The organism is Candidatus Nitrosocosmicus sp. R (genome assembly GCF_054408505.1).
In genome coordinates this window covers 3,173,799-3,194,755 of the sequence record NZ_CP167090.1, presented here as the reverse complement: position 1 = coordinate 3,194,755, position 20,957 = coordinate 3,173,799, and the positions used below count along the sequence as shown (strand labels likewise).

Genomic DNA, 20,957 nt, shown 5'->3' with positions numbered 1-20,957 from the left:
CCATGCTTTGAAGAAAAATAGATCATTTTTTAGTATTTTTATTGAGGAATGCACTCATCATTTTCTGTCTATCTTCATGAGCAAAACACAAAGCCCAGCCATAAATTTCCAGCCTCAAACCAGTATCAATATCCGCATCCATACCTTTATTAATTAGCATTTTACTGATTTTTACAGCATTAAAGCTATTTTTAGCGATTTCGCTAGCAAAAGTAATACAATGTTCCAAAAGTTTTTTATTTAGTAATTTTGAGAGTGCAATACTTTTCTCCTTTTCATTATTTTGATCGATAGATGGATCTAAATTACGCTTTTCCTCATCTGATAAAGTAATAACTTGGTTAACTAACCCAATAGTGGCAGCTTCTTGTGCGGCAATCATTTTCCCGGTAAAAATCAATTCTTTAGCTTTTGCTGGTCCAATTACCCTAAGTAGTCGCTGAGTACCACCCCATCCAGGAGGAATACCAATAGTTACTTCTGGTTGACCAATCTTTGCATTTTCAGATGCGATCCTTATATCACAAACTAAAGATAGTTCACATCCGCCACCAAGTGCAAAACCATTTATTGCAGCAATTACAGGTTTCTCCATCTTTTCAATTTTATTTAGCACGGATTGCGCAGATGAGGCATATTTTTCAGCAGTTATGGCGTCAATATTTACCATGTATGAAATGTCAGCACCAGCGCAGAAAGAGCGTTCTCCTGCCCCGGTAATTATTAGTACTTTGATTCCCTCATCTGCGGAAATTATGTCAATTGCTCTGGCCAGTTCGAATATTACATCAAGATTCATCGCATTCAAAGCTTCAGGTCTATTTATCCTCAATATTGCAATTTCATTAAGTAAATCTATTTGAATATATTTCATGGAAGACATAAACAAACTTCAATGGTTCTTTAAAATAAATCTTATCAAATTTCATTCAATGAAATCTATATCATTGTTTTTATCATCATCTTTTTGCAAAAATTCTCTTCTCGCATTGTTCATGAGTTTAAACAAAGATTCTAGCGATTTGATATCAACATTGGGACTATTTGGATTTTTCATCTCTCGAAGTTGTTTAGTAAATTTTTTGGCAATATCATATAAATTAATTTTTTCGGCTAGATTAATGAATTCTTCTTTTTCGAAAGGTTTTGGAAGAACTTCAGGTACACTTTTTAGAGTAGAAACGTATTCGACGAATGCTTTTTTGGGCCAGGCGGATGCGAACATTATTCGTTGATCGCCTTTTAATTCCAAAATTTCTTTTGCAATGTGTAAACCATTTTGGTTGGAAGACATATCTTTAGATGGTAAATCGTAATCAAGGACAACTAAATCGAAAATAGTATTATCAGATTCATAATCTTCGTCACCTTGTTGAATCGACTTTTCGTATGCGGATATCCCATCTTCATAGTTTTTTGCAATAATGTATTCATGTCGGTTTTCTTCTAACCATATAGAATACAATTGACAAATATCATCATCATCCTCAATGATTAGAACATTCATGTTAACCCAGTTAAAGCAAACGAATAATAAAATTTTACTATGATGTGATTAGTATTTTTAATTCACGTGCTCATTTCGTAGAATTTTTACAATTGCATTGAGAGAAAGCGGTTTATAAATAAAGTGATCATACATCATATTATTATTCAAAAATTCCATAGCTTCCTTATTTATTTTATTAGAGGACATAAAATAACCCTTAATTTTCTTATCTCTTTTTTTTAGATCATCATATAGGTCAAAGCCGTCTAGCCCTTTGACATTAATACCTAAGAAAACCAGTGAATATTTTCCTGGAACAAATTTTTCTATCGCATTATAAGGATCTTCAAAATAATCAATATCGTATCCCAAACTTACAATTGATTCTTTGACCGTTTCCAGGTTTTCTGAAAAATCGTCAATAATTAAGAGTTTAAGACCATCGGTAGATTTATTGTCGTCAGCTTGACTAAGCACATTTGTCCCTTTCAGTGGGATTTTAATAAGAAATTTCGCTCCGATGTCGTCTATCCTATTTCCAACAACAACATTCCCCCCATGGATTTCCACAATCTTTTTTGAAATGAACAATCCAAGTCCGGCCCCTCCAGAATTTGGATAGAATTTAGTAAAGATTCTTTCTGGATCATCGTCTGGAATACCAGGTCCTTCATCTTCTATTAATACATTAGCATAGAAATCATCATCCTCAAAGACACTGATAATAATCTTATTCCCTTCATTCTTTTTTGTAAAAAAATAAGAATTATTTAGAATGTTTTCAAATGCTTGTTTAATGTATTCCTTATCAGCCTCTATAAACACATTAGGACGTCCTTGAAAAAGTATCCGAATGCCTGAAGAGTCTTTGTTTGAAAATTGATTATAATCTCTAGCAATAATCTCCAAAAGTTCGCATAGATCAAAAATTTCGAAATCTAATTTCAGCGGATTTGCTTCAATTTTAGAAATATCCAAAATATCATTTGCAATATTTTTCAGTTTTTCAGCATTCTTTATAATAATATTGAGATAATCCAACATATCAGGATCTTCAGTTTTTGATTTTAATGTTTTAGAAAATCCTATTATGGGTAATATAGGATTTCTTAATTGATGGGAAGCAATATCAACAAAATCCTGTTGAAAAATATTACGTTTTTCGAGGATGATATTTTTATCAATAGTGCTCCAGATATTGACAAAAAGGGTATCAAAAAAAGTAACAATATCACCAGTAAGCGAATCGGATAACTTACAGGTAAACATTCGCTTATCAGTGTTGTAATTTATTTTAAAAAAAGCAACTTGATTTTGATTAATAATAATTGTAATCATGTGTTCGGTGGGTTCAGTCGATATTATGATATTTTTTACTTGTACATCCTTGAAAGGCTTGAAAAAATCTACTATCGAATCATATTGATCGTTGTCCATACATGAAATCAACAGTCGTATGACAGGTGAATTCGCATCATCTTTTGCTTTTAAAAAATCGTAGAATGAATTCTTTTTTAAAAAAAGAAATGAATAATAAGAATTTAAAAAAATATCAACATGTTGTTGACCAGACCCTTCGAATACCTTATCTAAGTTGAAATCCAATGTATTTTGAGGTTATTTCTGTCTACTTTATTATTTTCTTTTTTGTGTCAAAAACATCATCCAACATTACTTCTAGATCATCTTCAAACTTCTTCAATATTCTTCTTAAACTCTGTTCTAATTCCTTTACACGTTTTTCCGTTTCGAGTTTAAATATTTCTCTAGAGATGGCAGAATATACATGGAAATGTCCTCCTTCTTTCAAAGTTCTGCTTTCTTTTACACATATTCCCAATCCTGTTAACTTTTGTAAAGATCGAAATACCGTGCTCTTGTCACGATTTACAGCCTTAGATAAATCTTCTAAAGTCATTTGTTTATTATTATGTGCTATTAAGGTAAGCAATAAATCCATATCTAGTGGTGACAGATCATAGATATAAATAAAAAGATCCTTTAAGGTTGCACTCATACGAGTAATTGCATTAATTGATGACGACGGCATTTTACATATATTACTACACTTTCAAGCTATTTAAAATTATCTACAAAAACATCTACAAGAATCAATTAAAAGTTGCGAAACGGAAGATCTAAAAATCTAAAAAAATTATTAAATATAAAAAATTAACTTCTCAAATGAAGATTGGCTTTTATGCACCGGCCATTCCATTTCGGAGCTCAACCCCTCGGTGTTCCTCATTTGATTCTGCTTCTGCAGCTGCTTTATGCATCTCAGACATTGCACATCCCATTTGAGCCTCTGGTTTGCCCTTTCTCATTATACCACGATACAACCCGGCTTCTAATGTCTGTCCGTGCTCTTTTTCCCAATCTTCAACTGGTACACTGTATTTCTTCTGTATCCTATCTCGGTACCATTCAGGTATTACATTAAATGCACAGAATGGTACTATACGCAAATCAGGAGTCAAATAGTGAATGTCACATCTCTGTAATCTTTCTAGATCCTCATTATACTTATCTTGGAAATGCATCATTCCTAAGAATAATGATCTTACATGCCATGAACCTACAGAATCAAAATTCTGTTTGAGAAGAATACTTGAAAACATTCGTCCCAAATCAAGTCCGTAGGGTTGTTTACTGCGATCTACAAACTGGTTAAGCTTTCGTATCACTTCCAACATAGTCCAATACCTATTCGATCCTGATTTAATCTCTTCAGTTTTTTCTTCGAAATACTCCAAGAGACCTTTTATGTCAACAAAGGAGGTTAAAGGTGTCAGTTTCTTTGTTTGAACATCTTCAAAAACGTATGTTCCAGCACCACATGCAAAGTGGATGGATAATTCATACTTTGGTTTCTTGCTAAATGCCTCTATCACATTTGTTAAAGGCATACATGACGGAACTGGAAACCAGCCATCTTTTGATATTTCACCGTTAGTTTGTTCTTCAATTCGTTCAATGCAATCAGGTATTGTAATTCTATACTTTTCCCGTTCTTTTTTACTCATTCTACCCGTCAGTGAAACAGGCTGGAAATTTACAGCATGTACTACATCCATATTTTTTTGAGCAAATCGTATTATGCCACCCAACTCATGATCATTAATAGATTTTATTACAGTTGGAACAAAAACAACAGTCATTCCACACTTCCTTGCTGATTCTAGAGTGTATGGAACTTCCCAGTGGTTTTTGGGGTTTGTTCTAGCCGTCACTCCGTCGAATGACAAATAGAGGTTACTAACACCTGACATTCTAATTTGTCTCATTGTTTCTGGTGAAAGTGCCAGTTTAATGCCATTAGTGTTGAGTTGTACATGATCTACACCCTCTTCTTTCATTATTTTGATTAGTTCTGTTATGTCGTCTCTTAACATTGGCTCACCACCTGTAATTTGAATAGAATTGCCTGCTATAGGCTTCTCAGCCTTTAAGGTTTTCATCATCGCACGTACTTGTTCATGTGAAGGTTCGTACAGATAAGCACCCTCTAATCCCTTTTTAACATAAAAGAAGCAATACCAGCAGGTAAGATCACACCTGTTAGTGACTATAATATTTGCTAACCCAGAATGTGAAAGATGGTTAGTACATAAACCACAATTAGTAGGACAGGCGCATTTATCAACCATCACATTTGGAGCTTGTGCACCTTTTCCATCCATCCAATAGGTACTGAATTTCTTGTACATTTCATATGAGCCAAAGTATAATTCCTCACATTCACCATGGCTAGGACAAGTTTTTGTCATGAAAACTTTGCCTTCTCTTTCAAAGACCTCAGCGTCTAGAATCATATTGCAATCTGGGCAGATACTTTGAGTATATCTAATGGTGCGTTTAGAACCAATAGTTTTACTAGTTAAATTGGAAATTTGTATTAGATCCATAATGTTGACCTTTATTACTGCGCTTGATTAACTTTATAAAGATGATCTGACAAATCCTACGGTGTTTAGTTAGTAAAGTACAGTATAGATGAAAGATTTAATATCCAAGTTTCAACTAGTCACATAAAACTATGGAAATTAGCGACAAGGCCAAGAAATCTATGGAAAGCCTTGGATTAACAAATTACGAAATTCGAGTATATACTTCGTTGTTGTTTGCCAGTTCAAATACGGCATCAGAAATCAGTAAGAAATCAGGAGTACCATATTCAAAAATCTATGATGTTCTAAATAGTCTGTATGTAAGAGGATGGATATATTCGGATAACCAAAGGCCACAGAATTTTTTTCCTAAATCACCATCAAATGCAGTGGAAGCCATGATGATAGAAATGGAGAACAATTTAAGGAGCAATAAAAATGTCATTATCAATGAATTAATGCCGATCTACGAAAAAACTGGACTAAAAGAGAAACCAGATATCTGGGTGGTAAGTGGATTATACAACATAGCAATAAAAGTTACTGAAATAATCCAATCGACAAAGGAAGAACTCTTAATAGCCATCCCCAAAATTCCAGAGAATGTCGTAAAATCGATCCAACCAGTACTTCGAGAACTCTTCGAAAAAGGAGTAAAAATTATTATTTTGGCGTCCGATGAAACTAATGGTGAAACCGTAAAAGCAATGTCTAGAGTAGCTGAAGTGAGGCTCAAGAATGATATGTTTGGTGGCGGAGTCATAGGAGATTCCAGACATGTATTAATTCTACTTGGAGAAGGAAAAAATGATCCAACGACAACCTCCAGCTATGACACTATAGCCATATGGGCAGAGCATACAGGATTGGCCAGTTTTGCTAAAGACTATTTTCATTATTTGTGGCAAGATGCAAAAGGATAGATTGGACAGCTAAAGCCTTATAACAGAATAGTTTAGAAATAGTAAGGACAAACAATGATGTGAAAAGCCCTACTGAGTAGATGAAGTAGATCTTGAGTAAAGAGTTTGTCCTATTTAATTTGTGATTGTTTGTAAAAATTTGAATTTAGATTTAGATTTCAAATACATATATTCATTGTATTAATAACACATAGTGAAGAGTAGTAGTGGTTCACATAGAAACTACGTCATCATTGGAAAGTTTTAGAAAAGTTATAATTTTCAGCACTTGTAAATCATTCACTCCTAATAATTATAATAGAGATCCAGACATGTTTCCCGAAAGAGATACCGGACCAGGCTATATTTATATTGAAGCAGTAGATAAACTCATGGTAAAAAAATTAAGAGAAATTACATTTGTAAATGCAAAAGAGATATTTGGAATGACCTATTCATCGAAAACTGGAAATATCATTTTGAAATGGAGACAGTTAAAGGACAAGAATGGGAAAGTCATAGGCGAAGCATCACCCGGCGGATTAGCCAATTTGGTGGAATCGGGAGTTTTAACCAAACACTGATTTGAACGCTATTTGGAGTCTCAAAAACAAGATGAAGAATTGGTTAAATAGGATACAAGTAAAAAATGAAATTCACTAAAGTAAAGGATTCAGAAAACAAAATAGTCTTAACCTTAGAAGAACCAGATGATTCTTTTTAGCCTAAGAAGGGTAATAGACATAGGAGACAGCATTATTGCCGATACTACTAGGGTAATCAAACAGGATAATGAATACGCTAGACCAGACAGAGGAGAAAGAATTAAAATCAGGATAATTTTAAGAATAGAAAAAATTAGTTTTGATGATGCAATAGACAGATTGAAGATATCAGGAGTAATAATTACTTCAAACAATGAAAACATACCTAAGGGTCTGCACCATTCTATTAACGTAAAAATCAATGATACGATCATCCTAGAAAAATCAAATTGGAATGAAAGCTATATAAAAATACTATCAAAGTCGGCTCTTGAATTTAAATATTTATTTATCTCAATAGACTCACAAGAGACAGCTATTGCAAAATTAACTGGAACAAATTTGAAAATAACTCCTAACATATATTCCGGAAGGAGTGGCAAAAGATACGTTACTGATCAAAGAAATGAATCAAGCAATAGGATCTATTTTGAGAATATAAGAACTGCCTTAGATATTTATTTAGAAGAACAAGGAATCAAAATAGTAATATTTGGTCCCGGAGAGACAAAGAGAAGATTCCTTAATCATATAAGGGAAAAAAACGAAGTCTATCAAGACAAAGATTTTGTAATTGCGGACGGTATTGAAACAGCTGGTGAGGACGGGATTTATGTATTTTTAAGATCAGAAGCCATGAAGGATCTTATGTCCAGTAGCAAAATTGCCATGGTTTCGAAGATTTTGGATAGAGTGATGCAACAAATAAACAATGGAGAAAAAAAATATGCAATGGGAATAGAAGAGACAAAATACGCTAATTCATTAAATGCCATTGATTCGCTGGTTTATTCTGACAAGGTTTTTTCAGAAATAAAAGAAGACGAGTTCATAAAACTACTAAACAATATGGAATATAATAATGTAAAAATTTATGCAACTGATTCAACTACCGATATTGGATTAAGGGTGTCATCACTAGGTGGAATAATTGCATTATTGCGATATCGAATAAATTGAAGTCTGATTTGGATCCACATAACACAATGACGTATTATGAACCAATTCAAAAAAAGACTTTCAATATGCATATATTTTATTTAAAGTGCGGACAATAACAATTTATTCATTAGATCTTGAATGCTGAGACATAGAAAAATTCAATAGCATAGTATCAATCCAAATTAGAAATTAGGATTACCGTTGCGTGTATTGTTAATAATCCATGAAAGATATTCCAATGAAACATCATCCATCTTAATAATGACAATTTCAGGTACTTTATATGGATGATGGGCTAGAATTTCAGCCTTCAATGCTTGGATACAACTCGAGGAGGTCTTAAAAAAAGCGATAATTTCTTCCTCTTGTTTTAATTCAGATTCCCAAACATACAAAGAATTTATTCTTGTATAATTTACGCACGCACATAATTTCTTCTCCACCACAAGTATCTTAGATAGATTGATTAAAGATTGTTCATCGGTGAAGGTAGACATCAGAATCATGCCATTACTAGACCGTTCATCCTGCATTTGCATTCATTTTTTTGATATAATAAATTCTATTTATTGGTATACAATATGGGTCCATTCATGTGGAACCAGCTATTTGGGTAGACATCATTCCTTGAACAGCAAAAGGTTTTGCAGTAAACTTATTTTGAAATTTATGAGAAGGACCAAGAACGCAAAAATAAATAAGGACACTCTAATCTAATTTTTACAATCAATTCATGAAAATAGATAATATAAGAAACATATAAGAAAACGCTCACATAATTCAAAATGAGCAAACATATTACCAATTTGCAAGGTTTTTCTAATATAGATTCATGAGTGTTCTTAAAAGAGATCACTGGGTAGGAAACTATATGCGATATTTCCCATGGTCATGGAGATGTTCTCTTAAAAATTCATCCGTTGATAAATTTTTAGACCAAATATTAAAGATTAATGTAAGCTTTATTTCATGAATTGAGAAAGTTTAAGCTCACCGCATGCATAAAACGCACTAATAGTTACTATAAAAGGAACATTTAAAGTGGTGTGCCACTAAACTCGATAAAAGCAGCTTCCAGTCGATGATATGTGGAAGAGGCCACGGAGTTATTGTTTGAGATTGATCTTTAATACATAAAAGTATATATTACTAAATTAATATCTTGAAACAACTTTTTTAGATCAGAAAGGTTCTTCATGCAGTAATGCGGACAATAAAGCTGCCCTTAACTCTTTTCCGTAAGCAGCTTGTTTAAAATAAAGAGCATTCACAGTATTATCAATTGATGGAGATATTTCATCAACTCTAGGTAACGGATGTAAAATAGAAACATCAGGTTTTGACTTTTTCAAGATATTTTCATCAATAGTATACAATCCTTGAATTTTTTTATATTCTTGAAGATCCGGAAATCGTTCTCTTTGGATACGTGTTACATATATCACGTCTAATTTTTCTAACAAGTCATCAGATAATTCAATATGATGATACATTTTTACCTTAGTTGAGATATCGTATATCGATTCACTTCGAACTTTTAGTACAGATGGAGAAACAAGATGAATTTCGACTTTATAATTAGACAGGGCATAGATTAGAGAGTATACCGTACGGCCATACTTTAGATCTCCTATTATTCCAATAGATAGACCATCAATTCTTTTTTTTTCTTTGAATATGGTGTAAATATCCAACATAGCTTGAGTAGGATGTTCTTCGCTACCACTACCTCCATTTATCACAGGTTTTTCTGATATTTCACAAGCATATCTACTCGAACCATCGGAAGGATGACGTATTAAAATGATATCAGAGTATAATGAGATGGTCTTAATGGTATCAGCATAACTTTCGCCTTTCATGATAGATGAAGAATCCACATTTGATATTCCCAAAGATCTGCCCCCAATGGAGGACATAGCAGATTCGAAACTTAAACGGGTTCTAGTACTATACTCATAAAAAATATATCCAAGAATTAAGCCTTTTGCGATTTCTCCACGCTCTCTAGATTTCAATGTTCTTATTTTATCAGTAATATCAAAGAGAAAAGTAAAATCATCTATATTGAAATCGCGAATGGACACTATATTGCGATTAAAAAATCTATTTTGAATCATGAATAACCATGTAATTAATACTTTCTAAAATATACCATCATTCAGTAGACAGCAAGGATAAAAAATCATCCTGAGCCACAACTACTAAATCCACATTCAATGCACATATTACAGCCTTCTGTAATAATTAAGTAATTTTTACAAACTGGGCATGCTTCTTTATCGCTTTCTGTTCTTGTAAGAGTGTATGGGTCAGGTTTGGTAGTAATTGATACAGTATTGGATTCAAAACTATTAGGTTCTAGTTGGTTATCGACTGTATTAGTTGCTACGGCATATTGATCACTTGATTCATAATCCTTAAAAATTGGATTTACCTGATCAAGAACATAAGGTTCATGTATGTTTGTTAAAATATAATCATGTAAATACATACTTGGTTTAACTTGGAATCTTTTTTCACGATCATTACCAGTAATATGTAAAACTTGTTCATTCCTAGAGCCATCTCTATAGATAGTCACCCCTTTTAATCCAAATTCATGAGCAAGTAGATATGCACATTTTACATCCTCAACCGTAACATCTCCAGGCATGTTGATTGTTTTTGCAATCGCGTTACTGATCCATTTTTGCCACACAGCTTGAGCCATAATATGATCGGTCCAATGAATATCTATGGCGGTAACAAATAGCTTTTGTATCCATTCAGGTATTTCATTTATGCCACGAACGGATCCGTAATTATTTGCAATTTTTATCAAAATTTCATCAGTGTATAATCCATGTTCTTTCAAAACATTCTCAAAAATCTTGTTTGTATAGAAGAACCTACCAACAGTAACACGTTTTTCAAACACCAAAGCAAAAACAGGTTCAACACCATTAGATACATCCGAAATCATTGATAAAGTACCAGTAGGTGCGATAGTAGTAGTCCATGAATTCCTGATTCCATAGTTTTTAATTTTTTCTATTAAGGAGTCCCAATCATAATAATGTGAATCCTTAGGGATCTCATGGTAACCCGACAGCGGAATATCTCCATTCTTATACTCAGTCTGATCAAATAACGGGAAAGCACCTCGAGATTTTGAAATGACAACACTTTCATCCATACTAAAATACGACAAAGTTTCAGCTAGTTTACTCATGAATTCATATCCTTCCTTTGAATCATAGGGGATTTGTAACATGAATAATAAGTCTGCTATACCCATAATCCCCAATCCTATTCGCCTGGTTAGTTTTGTATTGATATCTATTTCATCTACAGGATATTTATTGACGTCAATAACATTGTCCAAAAATCGTGTAGCTGTTCTAATGGATTGTTCATATTTGGGCCAATCAAATTCATACATTCCATCTGCTTTTCGTTTTACAAATTTGGATAAATTAATGGATCCGAGATTACAGGACTCACATGGATACAAGGACTGTTCGCCACATGGGTTAGTTGCTCTAAGTGGTCCCCCTTTGGCATCGATGCAAGGATTGTATTTATTTATATTATCAAAAAATATGACACCAGGTTCAGCGCTCTTCCATGCACTCAATGCTATTAGCTCCATTAATTGATGAGAATCGATATTTTTCACATTAGCCTTGGTTCTGGGATTTTTCAGAGAATATTTATGATCCGCTTTATTTACTAATGATTTCCAAAAATCTGACCAGATACCTACACTTACGTTAAAATTTTCATACATCCCTGGTTTAGTTTTCATTGTAATGAATTTTTCGATATCTGGATGCCAAGATTCCAAAATACCCATATTTGCGCCACGCCTTTTTCCACCTTGTTTAACTACGTCTGTAATTGAATCGATAATTTGCATAAAAGAAGTTGGTCCAGATGCAACACCACTAGTAGATGCAACTATATCCCCTTCGGGCCTTAAGTCAGAATAATTTATTCCAACACCTCCTCCAGATTTAAAAATCATTGCTGCGTCAGTGGATGATTTCATAATAGAATACATATCATCAGGCATATCAAGAACAAAACAGGCAGATAGTTGTCCCAATCTGGCACCAGCATTCATAAGAGTTGGCGTATTAGGAAGAAATTCATTAGAAACCATCAAATTGTAATATTCCGTTATTTTGTTGCCATAATTGCTCATTTTTCCTTCTGCAATCAATCGTAAAAGTTCTTTAAAGCTTAACTTCATTCTTCCCAGTTTGGCCTCATCAATATATGATCTGATTAATGCTTCAAAATGATATTTATTCAAATAATAACTTCCAATTTTTAACTTGCTATCGAAATCGTCTAATTTTTTATAATATAATTCTGCTTCAGATAAAGTCTGTGTATGATTATTGTGAAAATCATAAACTCTAGAGTCATGAATAATATCCGATATAGCAACCAATATTGCGACTCGTTCAAATAACTGCTTTGGACCTTCGATAATTTCACCACTATTATCCCTCAATAAATATCTTGAAGACAGAACACGCAGAGAATTGACATCCAGGGTTTTATCCACTTCGTCAAGATCTTTTTTATTTAAGATCTTCATTTTCATTTCCCTTAATTTTCTTCTTTCATGACGATATAGGATGTAAGCCTTAGCGGTCTCAGCCAGACCTTCTTCAATTAATATTGATTCAACCATATCTTGAACATCTTCGACGCTCAAAACATGATCTCTATGAATGGACTCCAAGTATCCATTTTTAATAATTTTATTTACCAATTTTGATGCAAGTAATTCAGCCAATTTATGATCGGGTTTACCAGCTGCAACCAATGCTTTGTAAATTGCATTCGATATTTTTGATTGCTCAAAATCCACTATTGTACTATTTCTTTTTTTAATATGTACAATGGTTTTATTTTTTGAATCATGAAGATCAGTTTCAGCCATATAACATTTATATATTATTTATAGATCGTTTATATTAATTTCGATAGCTTATTTTATAAATTAGCGAGTTTCAAATAAGAACTTACATCCAGGCTTAAAGTATACCATGTAGTAGACAGTCGTATTATAATGGACTGGTCTTAAACAATTATGAATAATCTAACAGATATACAAAAAAATGACTAAGGGACTAAATGGATGGAGTTTATTCAACATGTGCTGAACAATGGATATTAGTTAAATGTGACAATATTTCTAGATCCACATATAGAACAAACATCACTACTAGCCACTCGAGTTCCGCATATAGAACATATGCGATTCTCTTCAAATATATCAAAGTAGGGGATAAAATTAGCGGATTTTTGTATCAATTCCACCATTTCCTGAGTAGGAACATCACTAGTGAGTAGTTTTACGTACAAACCTCCGGCCATAAGATTATCCAATTCAATTAGATTTCTAGATAATGAATCTTCATCATCAAGCATTTTTTTGGTAATAACTAGTCCTTGTGAATATGATCTAAAATCATGAGTCAGTTTACCAAATTTCTCGGAATCGAGGTTAACAAATCTTGTTGAACTAGAATCATTTATGATGGAAACGCCAAATTTGTCTATGTTATGTTGGCCGAAATCAATTAGGACGTCATTAGCCGTTTTAACCACTTTCTTTACAATATCAAATCCCACATCTTTAGAAAATCCCAAAATATCATGAATAGATTCATCTAATCCAGTCAAGTTAACGATTATAGAAGTAGAACCCAATTGTGGAAAACCCATAATATGGGATAGAGCAGGTAATATATCTTGTCGAATGTTTTCTAATAATATCTCCTTCTTTAGTAATAAAGTACTTACTGAGGGCCTCATTAACAAGGCTAGTTTAGTCCTAAAATAGGTTTCATCTTTATTTGATTGATAAGCTAAACGGGGCAAATTTATAGAAAGGGAATGTAGTGCGACGATCGGCAACCCCATATCTTGATGCATCTTACGAATACCTCTACTACTACGAACCGATTTTTGTGAGAGAGATATTCGACCACCTAACTTTATGATCTTTGTAAGAAGGGACAACAAGTCATTAGATAAAGAATTTGCAAAAGTTATAAAAAGTCCAAAATTGGGCAGAGATACTTGCTCTATATAAGACAAATATCCACTTAGCATTTGAAGCAAACGCTCGCTATTTTCATTTCCACTCAAAACTAGCGTTATAAATGGAGATCCTGCATACTGCATTGAAACAGAAGATGAAATCAGTGAAAATGAAAAATAATCAGATATTTTATCAATAGCATAATCACTAAAAATTTTATCGATGTTTTCTATGACTATCTCTCTGGAAACCTCTCTTTGAAGTAATGAAACCATGATAGGCAATGTGATATTTAATTTATGAGCATGTGTATTCCTAGGTAAAAAAAGAAAATGGCTTTTGAGATTCAAGTTCTTGTTTACTTGCTCGATATCAACAAAAATAGTATCAGCGCCTATACCCCAATGACCTAATGCATCTAAATGAACCTCACCACTATAATGCATATCCATAATATCTTTTTGAAAATTATTTGCAAAATAATCAGAAAAAACTTTTTCCGAAATATCTGTAATTAGGTCATTTATGCCATTTCTTAATGAATTATCATTATGATGGAATTTTTTATTTAAGTCAAAAATGGGAACTCCGATTCTAATTAACTTATTCATTTGTTCCTCTAAACCATGTTCTAACAATACATTATTTACACAATCTCTTATTAGTCTAGAAGTCAAGTAAGAGGTTGAGAGTTTATATATTTTATTTTCCACCTCTTCAGTAATTTTTGTAGCTTGTTCTAATGACATATTTGCTTCTCTAACCAAGGATTGAATTATTTTGTGTGGATTGAATTCTTCGATGGTTTGATGGCTGGTTCTAACATACATTTTCCCACTTTCAATTATAGACTTTTCTTCTATCTGTCTAGCCAAGTTTAACACCAATTTACCTAGATTAGTAATGGTATACCTCCTTTCACCCTTATTTAGACCTACCAATGATTGTCTCAATAGTTTTCTTAAATGATATGCAAATTTCCCAGATTCTTTCTTTGATTTAAATCCTGCTAGTGATTTTAATTCAGAGTAGGTTAGAGGTCCTTTATTATTAAGAATGCGCAAGATATCAATTCGATTAGGACTGGCCATTACTGAAAAAATCATTCTTACTCGTTTGGATGTGGATTCCAAAACTCCGCGTTTAGTTTCGGATGGGGGCAGATATGTATACCTCAACTACAAAGAGCAGTCTTATTATTAGTATATAAATAAAACTATCGGTCAGGATAAGGATAAGATGCTCTGGTTTGATGAGAATCTAGCTTTCTAACAACACTTGTCCGCTGTTAAGTATATCATCCTTTAAATTAATACTAGGTCTCTTTGAAATGACAGAAACTGGAACTTCGGGTAGTTTTTCTTTTGCCTCGTCTTCCAAACTATTTTGAACATCACTTAATATGGCCAAAGCATCTTTATCGATCACAGATGCTATTTTACCAGCATCGGTGTCAATATTAGAATTAATTAATACATCACCAGTTAGTGTATGAATGTCATTCAAAACATCAGTTGCAGACGGAACAGCCTTTGAAAGATCTTTCTGAATATCTTGGAGCATTTCTACAGTCGGATTAATTGTATCCATAATAGTTGAGAATTCGGTTATTGTGGTGAATCGGATTGCAACGACTTCTAAGGCCGTTGTTGCATTGTGAGTGTTCTTTCTAAGTCTCCTCATAGCAGATAACTCATTTGCAATGATATTTGCACGTGCATTATTTCCTGATTTTATATTTTGAGTTATTTTGGAGCTAAAATTAGCATCAATATTAGAAAATTTTTTATCCATTAATTTGAGTTGCGAAATTTGCGTATTTATCACAGAGATAGCGCTGTTAACATCATAATAGAACTGGCCACTTTTTTCCATCAAATCATCAGTAATCAGGACATTTGTTAAAAACAAATGTTAAACTCTGTAAACAAAAAGGAGGATTAAATTTAGCTAGGGTGTTACGACATTAAACTATTGATATTTTTGCAATATTAAACCATGTTTTTCGTGGAAATCAATCACTTTGATTTTAGAACTCAATGGTAGATCAGAAGGTGAAGATATTCCAGGCAGAAACCCGGAGACATTTATGTCACAATCATCTAATTTAAAAATAACCCAAGCATACGAATTGACATCTTCAAATCCTTCTGGTGCTACCGCTTGGATTGTAAATGTTACAACTGTGCCCTTACCGCTGTATGATATTTGTTTAAAAGAGCTAGAAAAACATTTATCACAATAATATATGGTTTCTAATATAATATTATGGCATTTATTACACTGATTAAGAATTATGTTCCCATTCTTCGCAAATTCGATGAACCGGTCTCGGGAGCTTTGATTTTTTGACTTTGATTGGGTCAATTACAATATCACCGTCTATTTTATTTTCTTGAATATATGTACAGCTGCGCTAGCCCCGGTAGCACCAAAATTATGAGTCATAGCTATCTCAGCATCTTTAACTGTTCGTTCTCCAGCTTTATTCGTAAATTGTTCAAATACTTCTACAACTTGACCAACACCAGTTGCTCCTATTGGATGACCTTTAGATTTTAAACCTCCAGATGGGTTAACAGTAATATCGTTATTTAATTTGGTACGTCCTTCTCTAACAGCCTGAGCAGCAGATCCCTTGGGAAAGAATCCTAGATCTTCGATGTCTATTAATTCGGCAATGGTAAAACAATCGTGCACCTCAACAAAATCAATATCTTTTGGAGACAGATTTGCCATTTTATAAGCTTGACGGGATGCTTCAACGGTACTTGGAATCGTGGTAATATCTTTTCTAGATTGGACTGAAGCGGGTGATGCACCCCGACCTGAACCCACTACTTCTATATACGGATTTCCGCTTTTTTTTGCGAATTCCTCATTACACAGTATGACAGCTGAGGCACCATCAGAGAAAGGACAGCAATCATATAACTTTAGTGGAGATGCGACCACAGGAGATTTTAACACATCTTCTATAGTAATTTTCTTCCTAACATGGGCTTTTGGATTAAGAAAACCATTTTCATGATTTTTAACAGCGACTCTAGCCAGATCCTCCTCTGTCGCTTTATAAGTAGCCAGATATGCTCTAGCCATCGAACCAAAAAGACCGGGAAATGATGCTCCGTTACCCCCCTCATAAAAAAAATCAGAACAATAGGAAAAGAGTGTTGTGCTTTCAACTGTACTGGTATGAGTTACTTTTTCAACCCCCAGTGCTAAAACACAATCATAAAATCCAGCAGATACATTTGCAAATGCTTCTCTAAACATTACAGAGCCAGAACCACATGCAGATTCAATAGTAAGACCAGGTACATCAGGGATCCCAAGGTTACTCATAATTACCGGAGCCATGTGAACCTGTTTATCAGCCACACCAAAGACGTTTGAAATATATCCTGCTTTCACGTCTCTTGGAGTTATACCAGCTGATTCAATGGCATCTCTTGAAGCATTCAAGGCTATCTCAATAATACTCTCATGTAATTTGCCATACTTTGTACTGCCAGCACCAAGTACATAGACCTTTTCACCCATATATTAGAAAGGGCTCTAGCATAATAAAAATGTAAAGTGGATGCATAAAATCTCAAAATGATTGATTCTGTTTTTGTTTTTATTTGAACAATACCTAAGTAATAATCGGAAACGTCCATTGTAGTGACCTTTTTTTGGTAACAGATTTAAATTTGTTTTCACATATTACATGTAACTCAAGAAAAGAGAAAATTACTTGGGTCAAGTTCAGTAACGTTTTACACAATTAATCCTAATTCAGAAAGTCTCTGATACCGTCAATTCAATTACTATCTAGTGTATATGGTACAAATCCTTTCGCCTATTCTTTAACAATGGAAGGCTTTTTCTAACCACGCCAATCCTAGATAGATCCAAATCTATAAACTCAAAGCCTTCTGAATTACCCATATCCATAACAACAACGCCAAAAGGATCAACAACTAAACTGCGACCACAGAAAATATTGCCAATTTGGTTAGGGGCAATCAGATAAACTCCGTTCTCTATTGCTCTAGCTCTACACATTATTAACCAATGATCTTCTTTCATTGTTCCCTGCACCCAACCAGATGGAGCTATCAATGCATCAGAGCCCTTAATGGCAAGGATTCGAGAAAGCTCTGGGAATCTCAAATCATAACAAATCAAAGTTCCAAGTTTACCCAAAGGAGAAATAACAGGAGAAAATAGTTTATTTCCTGCCAATAACTTGGTAGATTCCTTAAAACCTAGTGCATCATAAAGATGCAGCTTCCTATAATAAGAAATTAATTTTCCTTGTTCATTTATTAATACCACTGTATCATAAACACGATAAGAATTTTTGTTAATTTTACTATCCTTCTCCTGCTTTGTATTGGTTGTTATTAGATTTGTATGCTCATAAATGGAGCCAACAATAAAGATATTGTTTTCTCTGGCGCTTTTCTTCAATTGCTTAACAAAATTACCATTCAGGGATTCGGAAATCGAAAACAATTCTTTGCTAGATTGTGATTGGGGAGAAAACGACATCTGGAATTCCGGGAAGCAAATAATCTTCGCTTCTTTTCTTGCAGATTGCTCAATTTGTTCCAAAGAGAAAGCCAGATTTTCTTCTTTGTCTGGTGACGACTTCATTTGGACAATCGAAACCCTTACCATAATCATACAAAAGAGTAATGAAGTTTAATATTAAATTAGTTGTCAGTGAATAGAATTAGTTGACTTAAATTCACTCAAAGAATTGAAAAATCATCTACTATTATATCCTTACTTTCGTCTCAAAAAATAGTATTAAGATATCTCACTCCGTGAATCAAAGGTACATGTACATGTTATTATTGATCTATTTACTTGATTAATTCCAAATTAAAAATACCGGGGTTAACGGTTCAACAATGTTTAATAATTTTTGCACCCTTAAAGTTTCATGGAAGACTTTGAAAAAGAGATAAAGGATTTAGCAGGATGGGAGAAAGTAGTTAATAAACTAAGTAAGAACTTTAAATTTAAAGATTTTATTGAAGCTTTTAGTTTTGTTACGAGGATTGCAATGATATCTGAAAAGATGAATCATCATCCAGACATTACAATATCATATAATAGTGTTCATATCGATCTAACAACGCATGACATAAACGGTATAAGTAAAAATGATATAATATTAGCAAGAAAGATTGAGGAATTAATATGAATTGATAAACTCCCCAATCCAATCCGACAATAATTCATTCAATAAAAGAATCTAAATATAGTCCTAATTGTAAAAAAAATAAAGCGATGAGCGTGAGAGAAGACCCCAATGTAATTTTACAGCGTGATTCAAGAATAAAATTTATTGGAATATTAAAAAATGGTAACCAAGATATAAGTTTTAACCAAGATAACAAAATTGATGAGAATGATGTTAAACTAAGTATGATTCAAACGCCTATTATACTGGAAGCTGGAAAAAGGTTTACGGACTTGGGAAATTTGGAGTCTGTAATATTCGAATATGACAAAATGAAATTATATAATTTGCCTATGGGCGAAGAAACAGTCATTTTTGGAACCGATAACGAGATTAATAATGAGGAGATAATGAAATTGGTTTCCAACAATATAACAGGTTTTCAAAATGAATCAGGGTCTCAGTATCTAGGACAAAAAGGCCAAACAGATCCAGGTCAATTTGAAAACCCATGGCAAAATTATATTTCTAATTTAATTGAATTTTGGAAGGAGTTTGCAATAACTTCTATCAGAATGAATGAAAAAATGGTTGAAGAATTTTGGAAAATTTTTAGTAATAAATGATTCCGATCACATGTATGCTAATTTGTTAATCAAAAGTTGAAAGTGTTCATTTTATTTTTATTTTAGAAAATCAACGCTTTCCCATTGAGGTAAAATGAAGAAATTTATTATATAATTTCCAAAAATAATTGAATTGTTGTTAACATTACATTCTATATGAGGATGAACAAACGAAAGCAATGGATAGCTGTTACTTATTTTTTCAGACATTTGTATAAGATTACGTATTTCATCTCCACGAATTTTTGGTATTTTTGTGCTAGATTTTACTTGGATCAACAAGAAGGTGTTGTTCCGGCTGGCTACTATGTCAGCTGGTCCTCTACTACCCTTTGAAAAAAATACGGCCCAACCATAATTAGTAAGACATGATCCGGCAGCATATTCTGCTTCGCGTCCAAATCCACTATAAGACAAAACTAGAATTTTTTAGCAGTCAAATTATAATAACTTTTTTAATCAATAAAATAATGCAATATCGTATTACAAGTTTACGAGTAATGTAGATATACTTTTAATCAAAAAGAATATAAAAAAATTATTGAAAAGAGGATTGTATATAGGGAGATTTCAACCATTCCACAAAGGGCACTTAAATTCGCTCAAATGGTGCAGCGATAGGGTAGATGAATTAATAATTGCTGTGGGAAGCTCAGATAAAAGTTTTGAATTAAGAAATCCTTTCACCGCTGGAGAAAGAATAGAAATAATTAGAGAAAATATAACCGCTGGGATAAGAGAAAAACGTGATAAAATCATCCTTATCCCAGTTCCAGATGTAGGAGTACACTTACTATGGACATATAACATAGATCTATTAGTTCCTAGATACAATACTGTATTTACAAACGATCCCTTTACTAGTATGTTATATAAGGAAAGGGGAATTGAAATCATACATCCGGACTTAATTAGTAGAGAAGTCATGTCTGCCACAGAAGTAAGGCACAGGATTGCAAGTGACAAAAACTGGAAAGAGTTAGTACCCACTCCCACAATAAAACTGATTAATGAAATCGAGGGGGTAGACAGGGTAAAGAATTTATACAACCTAACAAAATCACGTGTTACCACAGAATATTATCATTAAGTCAGATTGGTTGGAGTTTTGAGGAAATA

The 20,957-nt window shown here is 33.2% G+C and carries 20 protein-coding genes; 7 read left to right on the top strand and 13 right to left on the bottom strand.

Translation table 11 applies throughout. From position 1 onward, the window contains the following. Positions 1–22 precede the first annotated feature (22 nt). The 5 genes from AAGU22_RS16560 to tes form a co-directional block, all read right to left on the bottom strand. Complete coding sequence (locus tag AAGU22_RS16560) at positions 23–874, bottom strand: enoyl-CoA hydratase/isomerase family protein (protein ID WP_458720191.1); 852 nt, start codon at positions 872–874, stop codon at positions 23–25. Positions 875–925: 51 nt separating this feature from the next. Further along, positions 926–1,507 (bottom strand): response regulator, encoded by a 582-nt coding sequence (locus AAGU22_RS16555; RefSeq protein WP_458720190.1) that lies wholly within the window; start codon positions 1,505–1,507, stop codon positions 926–928. 57 nt (positions 1,508–1,564) lie between these two features. Continuing rightward, positions 1,565–2,926: a hybrid sensor histidine kinase/response regulator gene (locus AAGU22_RS16550; protein ID WP_458720189.1), complete on the bottom strand. Its 1,362-nt coding sequence runs from the start codon at positions 2,924–2,926 to the stop codon at positions 1,565–1,567. A gap of 190 nt (positions 2,927–3,116) precedes the next feature. After that, the gene (locus AAGU22_RS16545; RefSeq protein ID WP_144733198.1) at positions 3,117–3,539 is read right to left on the bottom strand and encodes a helix-turn-helix domain-containing protein; all 423 of its coding nucleotides are present in this window, start codon (positions 3,537–3,539) and stop codon (positions 3,117–3,119) included. 148 nt (positions 3,540–3,687) lie between these two features. Further along, a complete protein-coding gene (gene tes, locus AAGU22_RS16540) occupies positions 3,688–5,397 on the bottom strand; it encodes a tetraether lipid synthase Tes (protein ID WP_458720188.1) in 1,710 nt (569 codons plus the stop codon). Between the two features lie 131 nt (positions 5,398–5,528). On the opposite strand from tes, the gene AAGU22_RS16535 reads away from it, so the two are divergent. The 3 genes from AAGU22_RS16535 to AAGU22_RS16525 all read left to right on the top strand — a co-directional run bounded on the left by AAGU22_RS16535 (position 5,529) and on the right by AAGU22_RS16525 (position 8,005). Then, a complete protein-coding gene (locus tag AAGU22_RS16535; RefSeq protein WP_458720187.1) occupies positions 5,529–6,302 on the top strand; it encodes a TrmB family transcriptional regulator in 774 nt (257 codons plus the stop codon). A gap of 206 nt (positions 6,303–6,508) precedes the next feature. Beyond that, the gene (locus AAGU22_RS16530; protein WP_458720186.1) at positions 6,509–6,865 is read left to right on the top strand and encodes a hypothetical protein; all 357 of its coding nucleotides are present in this window, start codon (positions 6,509–6,511) and stop codon (positions 6,863–6,865) included. Positions 6,866–6,991: 126 nt separating this feature from the next. Then, positions 6,992–8,005, top strand: coding sequence for a pelota family protein (locus AAGU22_RS16525; protein WP_458720185.1), 1,014 nt, complete (start codon positions 6,992–6,994; stop codon positions 8,003–8,005). Between the two features lie 164 nt (positions 8,006–8,169). Here AAGU22_RS16525 and cutA read toward each other — a convergent pair whose 3' ends face one another. The 5 genes from cutA to AAGU22_RS16500 form a co-directional block, all read right to left on the bottom strand. Next, positions 8,170–8,520, bottom strand: a complete 351-nt coding sequence (gene cutA, locus AAGU22_RS16520; protein WP_458720184.1) for a divalent-cation tolerance protein CutA — start codon at positions 8,518–8,520, stop codon at positions 8,170–8,172. 648 nt (positions 8,521–9,168) lie between these two features. Then, positions 9,169–10,107, bottom strand: a complete 939-nt coding sequence (gene pyrB, locus AAGU22_RS16515) for an aspartate carbamoyltransferase (protein WP_458720183.1) — start codon at positions 10,105–10,107, stop codon at positions 9,169–9,171. 65 nt (positions 10,108–10,172) lie between these two features. Continuing rightward, entirely contained in the window at positions 10,173–12,926 is a 2,754-nt protein-coding gene (locus tag AAGU22_RS16510; protein ID WP_458720182.1) for an adenosylcobalamin-dependent ribonucleoside-diphosphate reductase, read from the bottom strand. A 233-nt stretch (positions 12,927–13,159) separates the two neighbouring features. Beyond that, positions 13,160–15,211, bottom strand: coding sequence for an anaerobic ribonucleoside-triphosphate reductase (nrdD, locus tag AAGU22_RS16505; RefSeq protein WP_458720181.1), 2,052 nt, complete (start codon positions 15,209–15,211; stop codon positions 13,160–13,162). A gap of 82 nt (positions 15,212–15,293) precedes the next feature. Further along, entirely contained in the window at positions 15,294–15,944 is a 651-nt protein-coding gene (locus tag AAGU22_RS16500; RefSeq protein WP_458720180.1) for a Snf7 family protein, read from the bottom strand. Between the two features lie 112 nt (positions 15,945–16,056). Here AAGU22_RS16500 and AAGU22_RS16495 point away from each other — a divergent pair, with 112 nt between their 5' ends. Further along, entirely contained in the window at positions 16,057–16,278 is a 222-nt protein-coding gene (locus AAGU22_RS16495) for a hypothetical protein (protein WP_458720179.1), read from the top strand. A gap of 137 nt (positions 16,279–16,415) precedes the next feature. Here AAGU22_RS16495 and AAGU22_RS16490 read toward each other — a convergent pair whose 3' ends face one another. Continuing rightward, positions 16,416–17,576 carry a thiolase domain-containing protein gene (locus AAGU22_RS16490; protein WP_458720178.1) on the bottom strand — a complete coding sequence of 387 codons (1,161 nt, stop codon included), beginning with the start codon at positions 17,574–17,576 and terminating at the stop codon, positions 16,416–16,418. 273 nt (positions 17,577–17,849) lie between these two features. Beyond that, complete coding sequence (locus AAGU22_RS16485; protein ID WP_458720177.1) at positions 17,850–18,701, bottom strand: carbon-nitrogen hydrolase family protein; 852 nt, start codon at positions 18,699–18,701, stop codon at positions 17,850–17,852. Positions 18,702–18,969: 268 nt separating this feature from the next. Between AAGU22_RS16485 and AAGU22_RS16480 the strand changes: the two genes are divergently transcribed. Further along, a complete protein-coding gene (locus tag AAGU22_RS16480; RefSeq protein WP_458720176.1) occupies positions 18,970–19,233 on the top strand; it encodes a 4a-hydroxytetrahydrobiopterin dehydratase in 264 nt (87 codons plus the stop codon). Between the two features lie 92 nt (positions 19,234–19,325). After that, complete coding sequence (locus tag AAGU22_RS16475) at positions 19,326–19,838, top strand: hypothetical protein (RefSeq protein WP_458720175.1); 513 nt, start codon at positions 19,326–19,328, stop codon at positions 19,836–19,838. 57 nt (positions 19,839–19,895) lie between these two features. Here AAGU22_RS16475 and AAGU22_RS16470 read toward each other — a convergent pair whose 3' ends face one another. Then, positions 19,896–20,255: a PDDEXK family nuclease gene (locus tag AAGU22_RS16470; protein WP_458720174.1), complete on the bottom strand. Its 360-nt coding sequence runs from the start codon at positions 20,253–20,255 to the stop codon at positions 19,896–19,898. A gap of 124 nt (positions 20,256–20,379) precedes the next feature. Here AAGU22_RS16470 and AAGU22_RS16465 point away from each other — a divergent pair, with 124 nt between their 5' ends. After that, on the top strand, positions 20,380–20,928 hold the full coding sequence (locus AAGU22_RS16465; RefSeq protein WP_458720173.1) for a nicotinamide-nucleotide adenylyltransferase: 549 nt from the start codon (positions 20,380–20,382) through the stop codon (positions 20,926–20,928). Positions 20,929–20,957: the final 29 nt, after the last annotated feature.

Excerpts from the sequence above, each read along its gene's own strand:
- AAGU22_RS16480 (WP_458720176.1), top strand. The coding sequence starts at position 18,970 with ATGGAAGACTTTGAAAAAGAGATAAAGGATTTAGCAGGATGGGAGAAA.
- AAGU22_RS16545 (WP_144733198.1), bottom strand. The coding sequence starts at position 3,539 with ATGCCGTCGTCATCAATTAATGCAATTACTCGTATGAGTGCAACCTTA.
- AAGU22_RS16525 (WP_458720185.1), top strand. The coding sequence starts at position 6,992 with ATGATTCTTTTTAGCCTAAGAAGGGTAATAGACATAGGAGACAGCATT.
- AAGU22_RS16560 (WP_458720191.1), bottom strand. The coding sequence starts at position 874 with ATGAAATATATTCAAATAGATTTACTTAATGAAATTGCAATATTGAGG.
- cutA (WP_458720184.1), bottom strand. The coding sequence starts at position 8,520 with ATGCAGGATGAACGGTCTAGTAATGGCATGATTCTGATGTCTACCTTC.
- AAGU22_RS16510 (WP_458720182.1), bottom strand. The coding sequence starts at position 12,926 with ATGGCTGAAACTGATCTTCATGATTCAAAAAATAAAACCATTGTACAT.
- AAGU22_RS16555 (WP_458720190.1), bottom strand. The coding sequence starts at position 1,507 with ATGAATGTTCTAATCATTGAGGATGATGATGATATTTGTCAATTGTAT.
- tes (WP_458720188.1), bottom strand. The coding sequence starts at position 5,397 with ATGGATCTAATACAAATTTCCAATTTAACTAGTAAAACTATTGGTTCT.
- pyrB (WP_458720183.1), bottom strand. The coding sequence starts at position 10,107 with ATGATTCAAAATAGATTTTTTAATCGCAATATAGTGTCCATTCGCGAT.
- AAGU22_RS16535 (WP_458720187.1), top strand. The coding sequence starts at position 5,529 with ATGGAAATTAGCGACAAGGCCAAGAAATCTATGGAAAGCCTTGGATTA.
- AAGU22_RS16485 (WP_458720177.1), bottom strand. The coding sequence starts at position 18,701 with ATGGTAAGGGTTTCGATTGTCCAAATGAAGTCGTCACCAGACAAAGAA.
- AAGU22_RS16550 (WP_458720189.1), bottom strand. The coding sequence starts at position 2,926 with ATGGACAACGATCAATATGATTCGATAGTAGATTTTTTCAAGCCTTTC.
- AAGU22_RS16490 (WP_458720178.1), bottom strand. The coding sequence starts at position 17,576 with ATGGGTGAAAAGGTCTATGTACTTGGTGCTGGCAGTACAAAGTATGGC.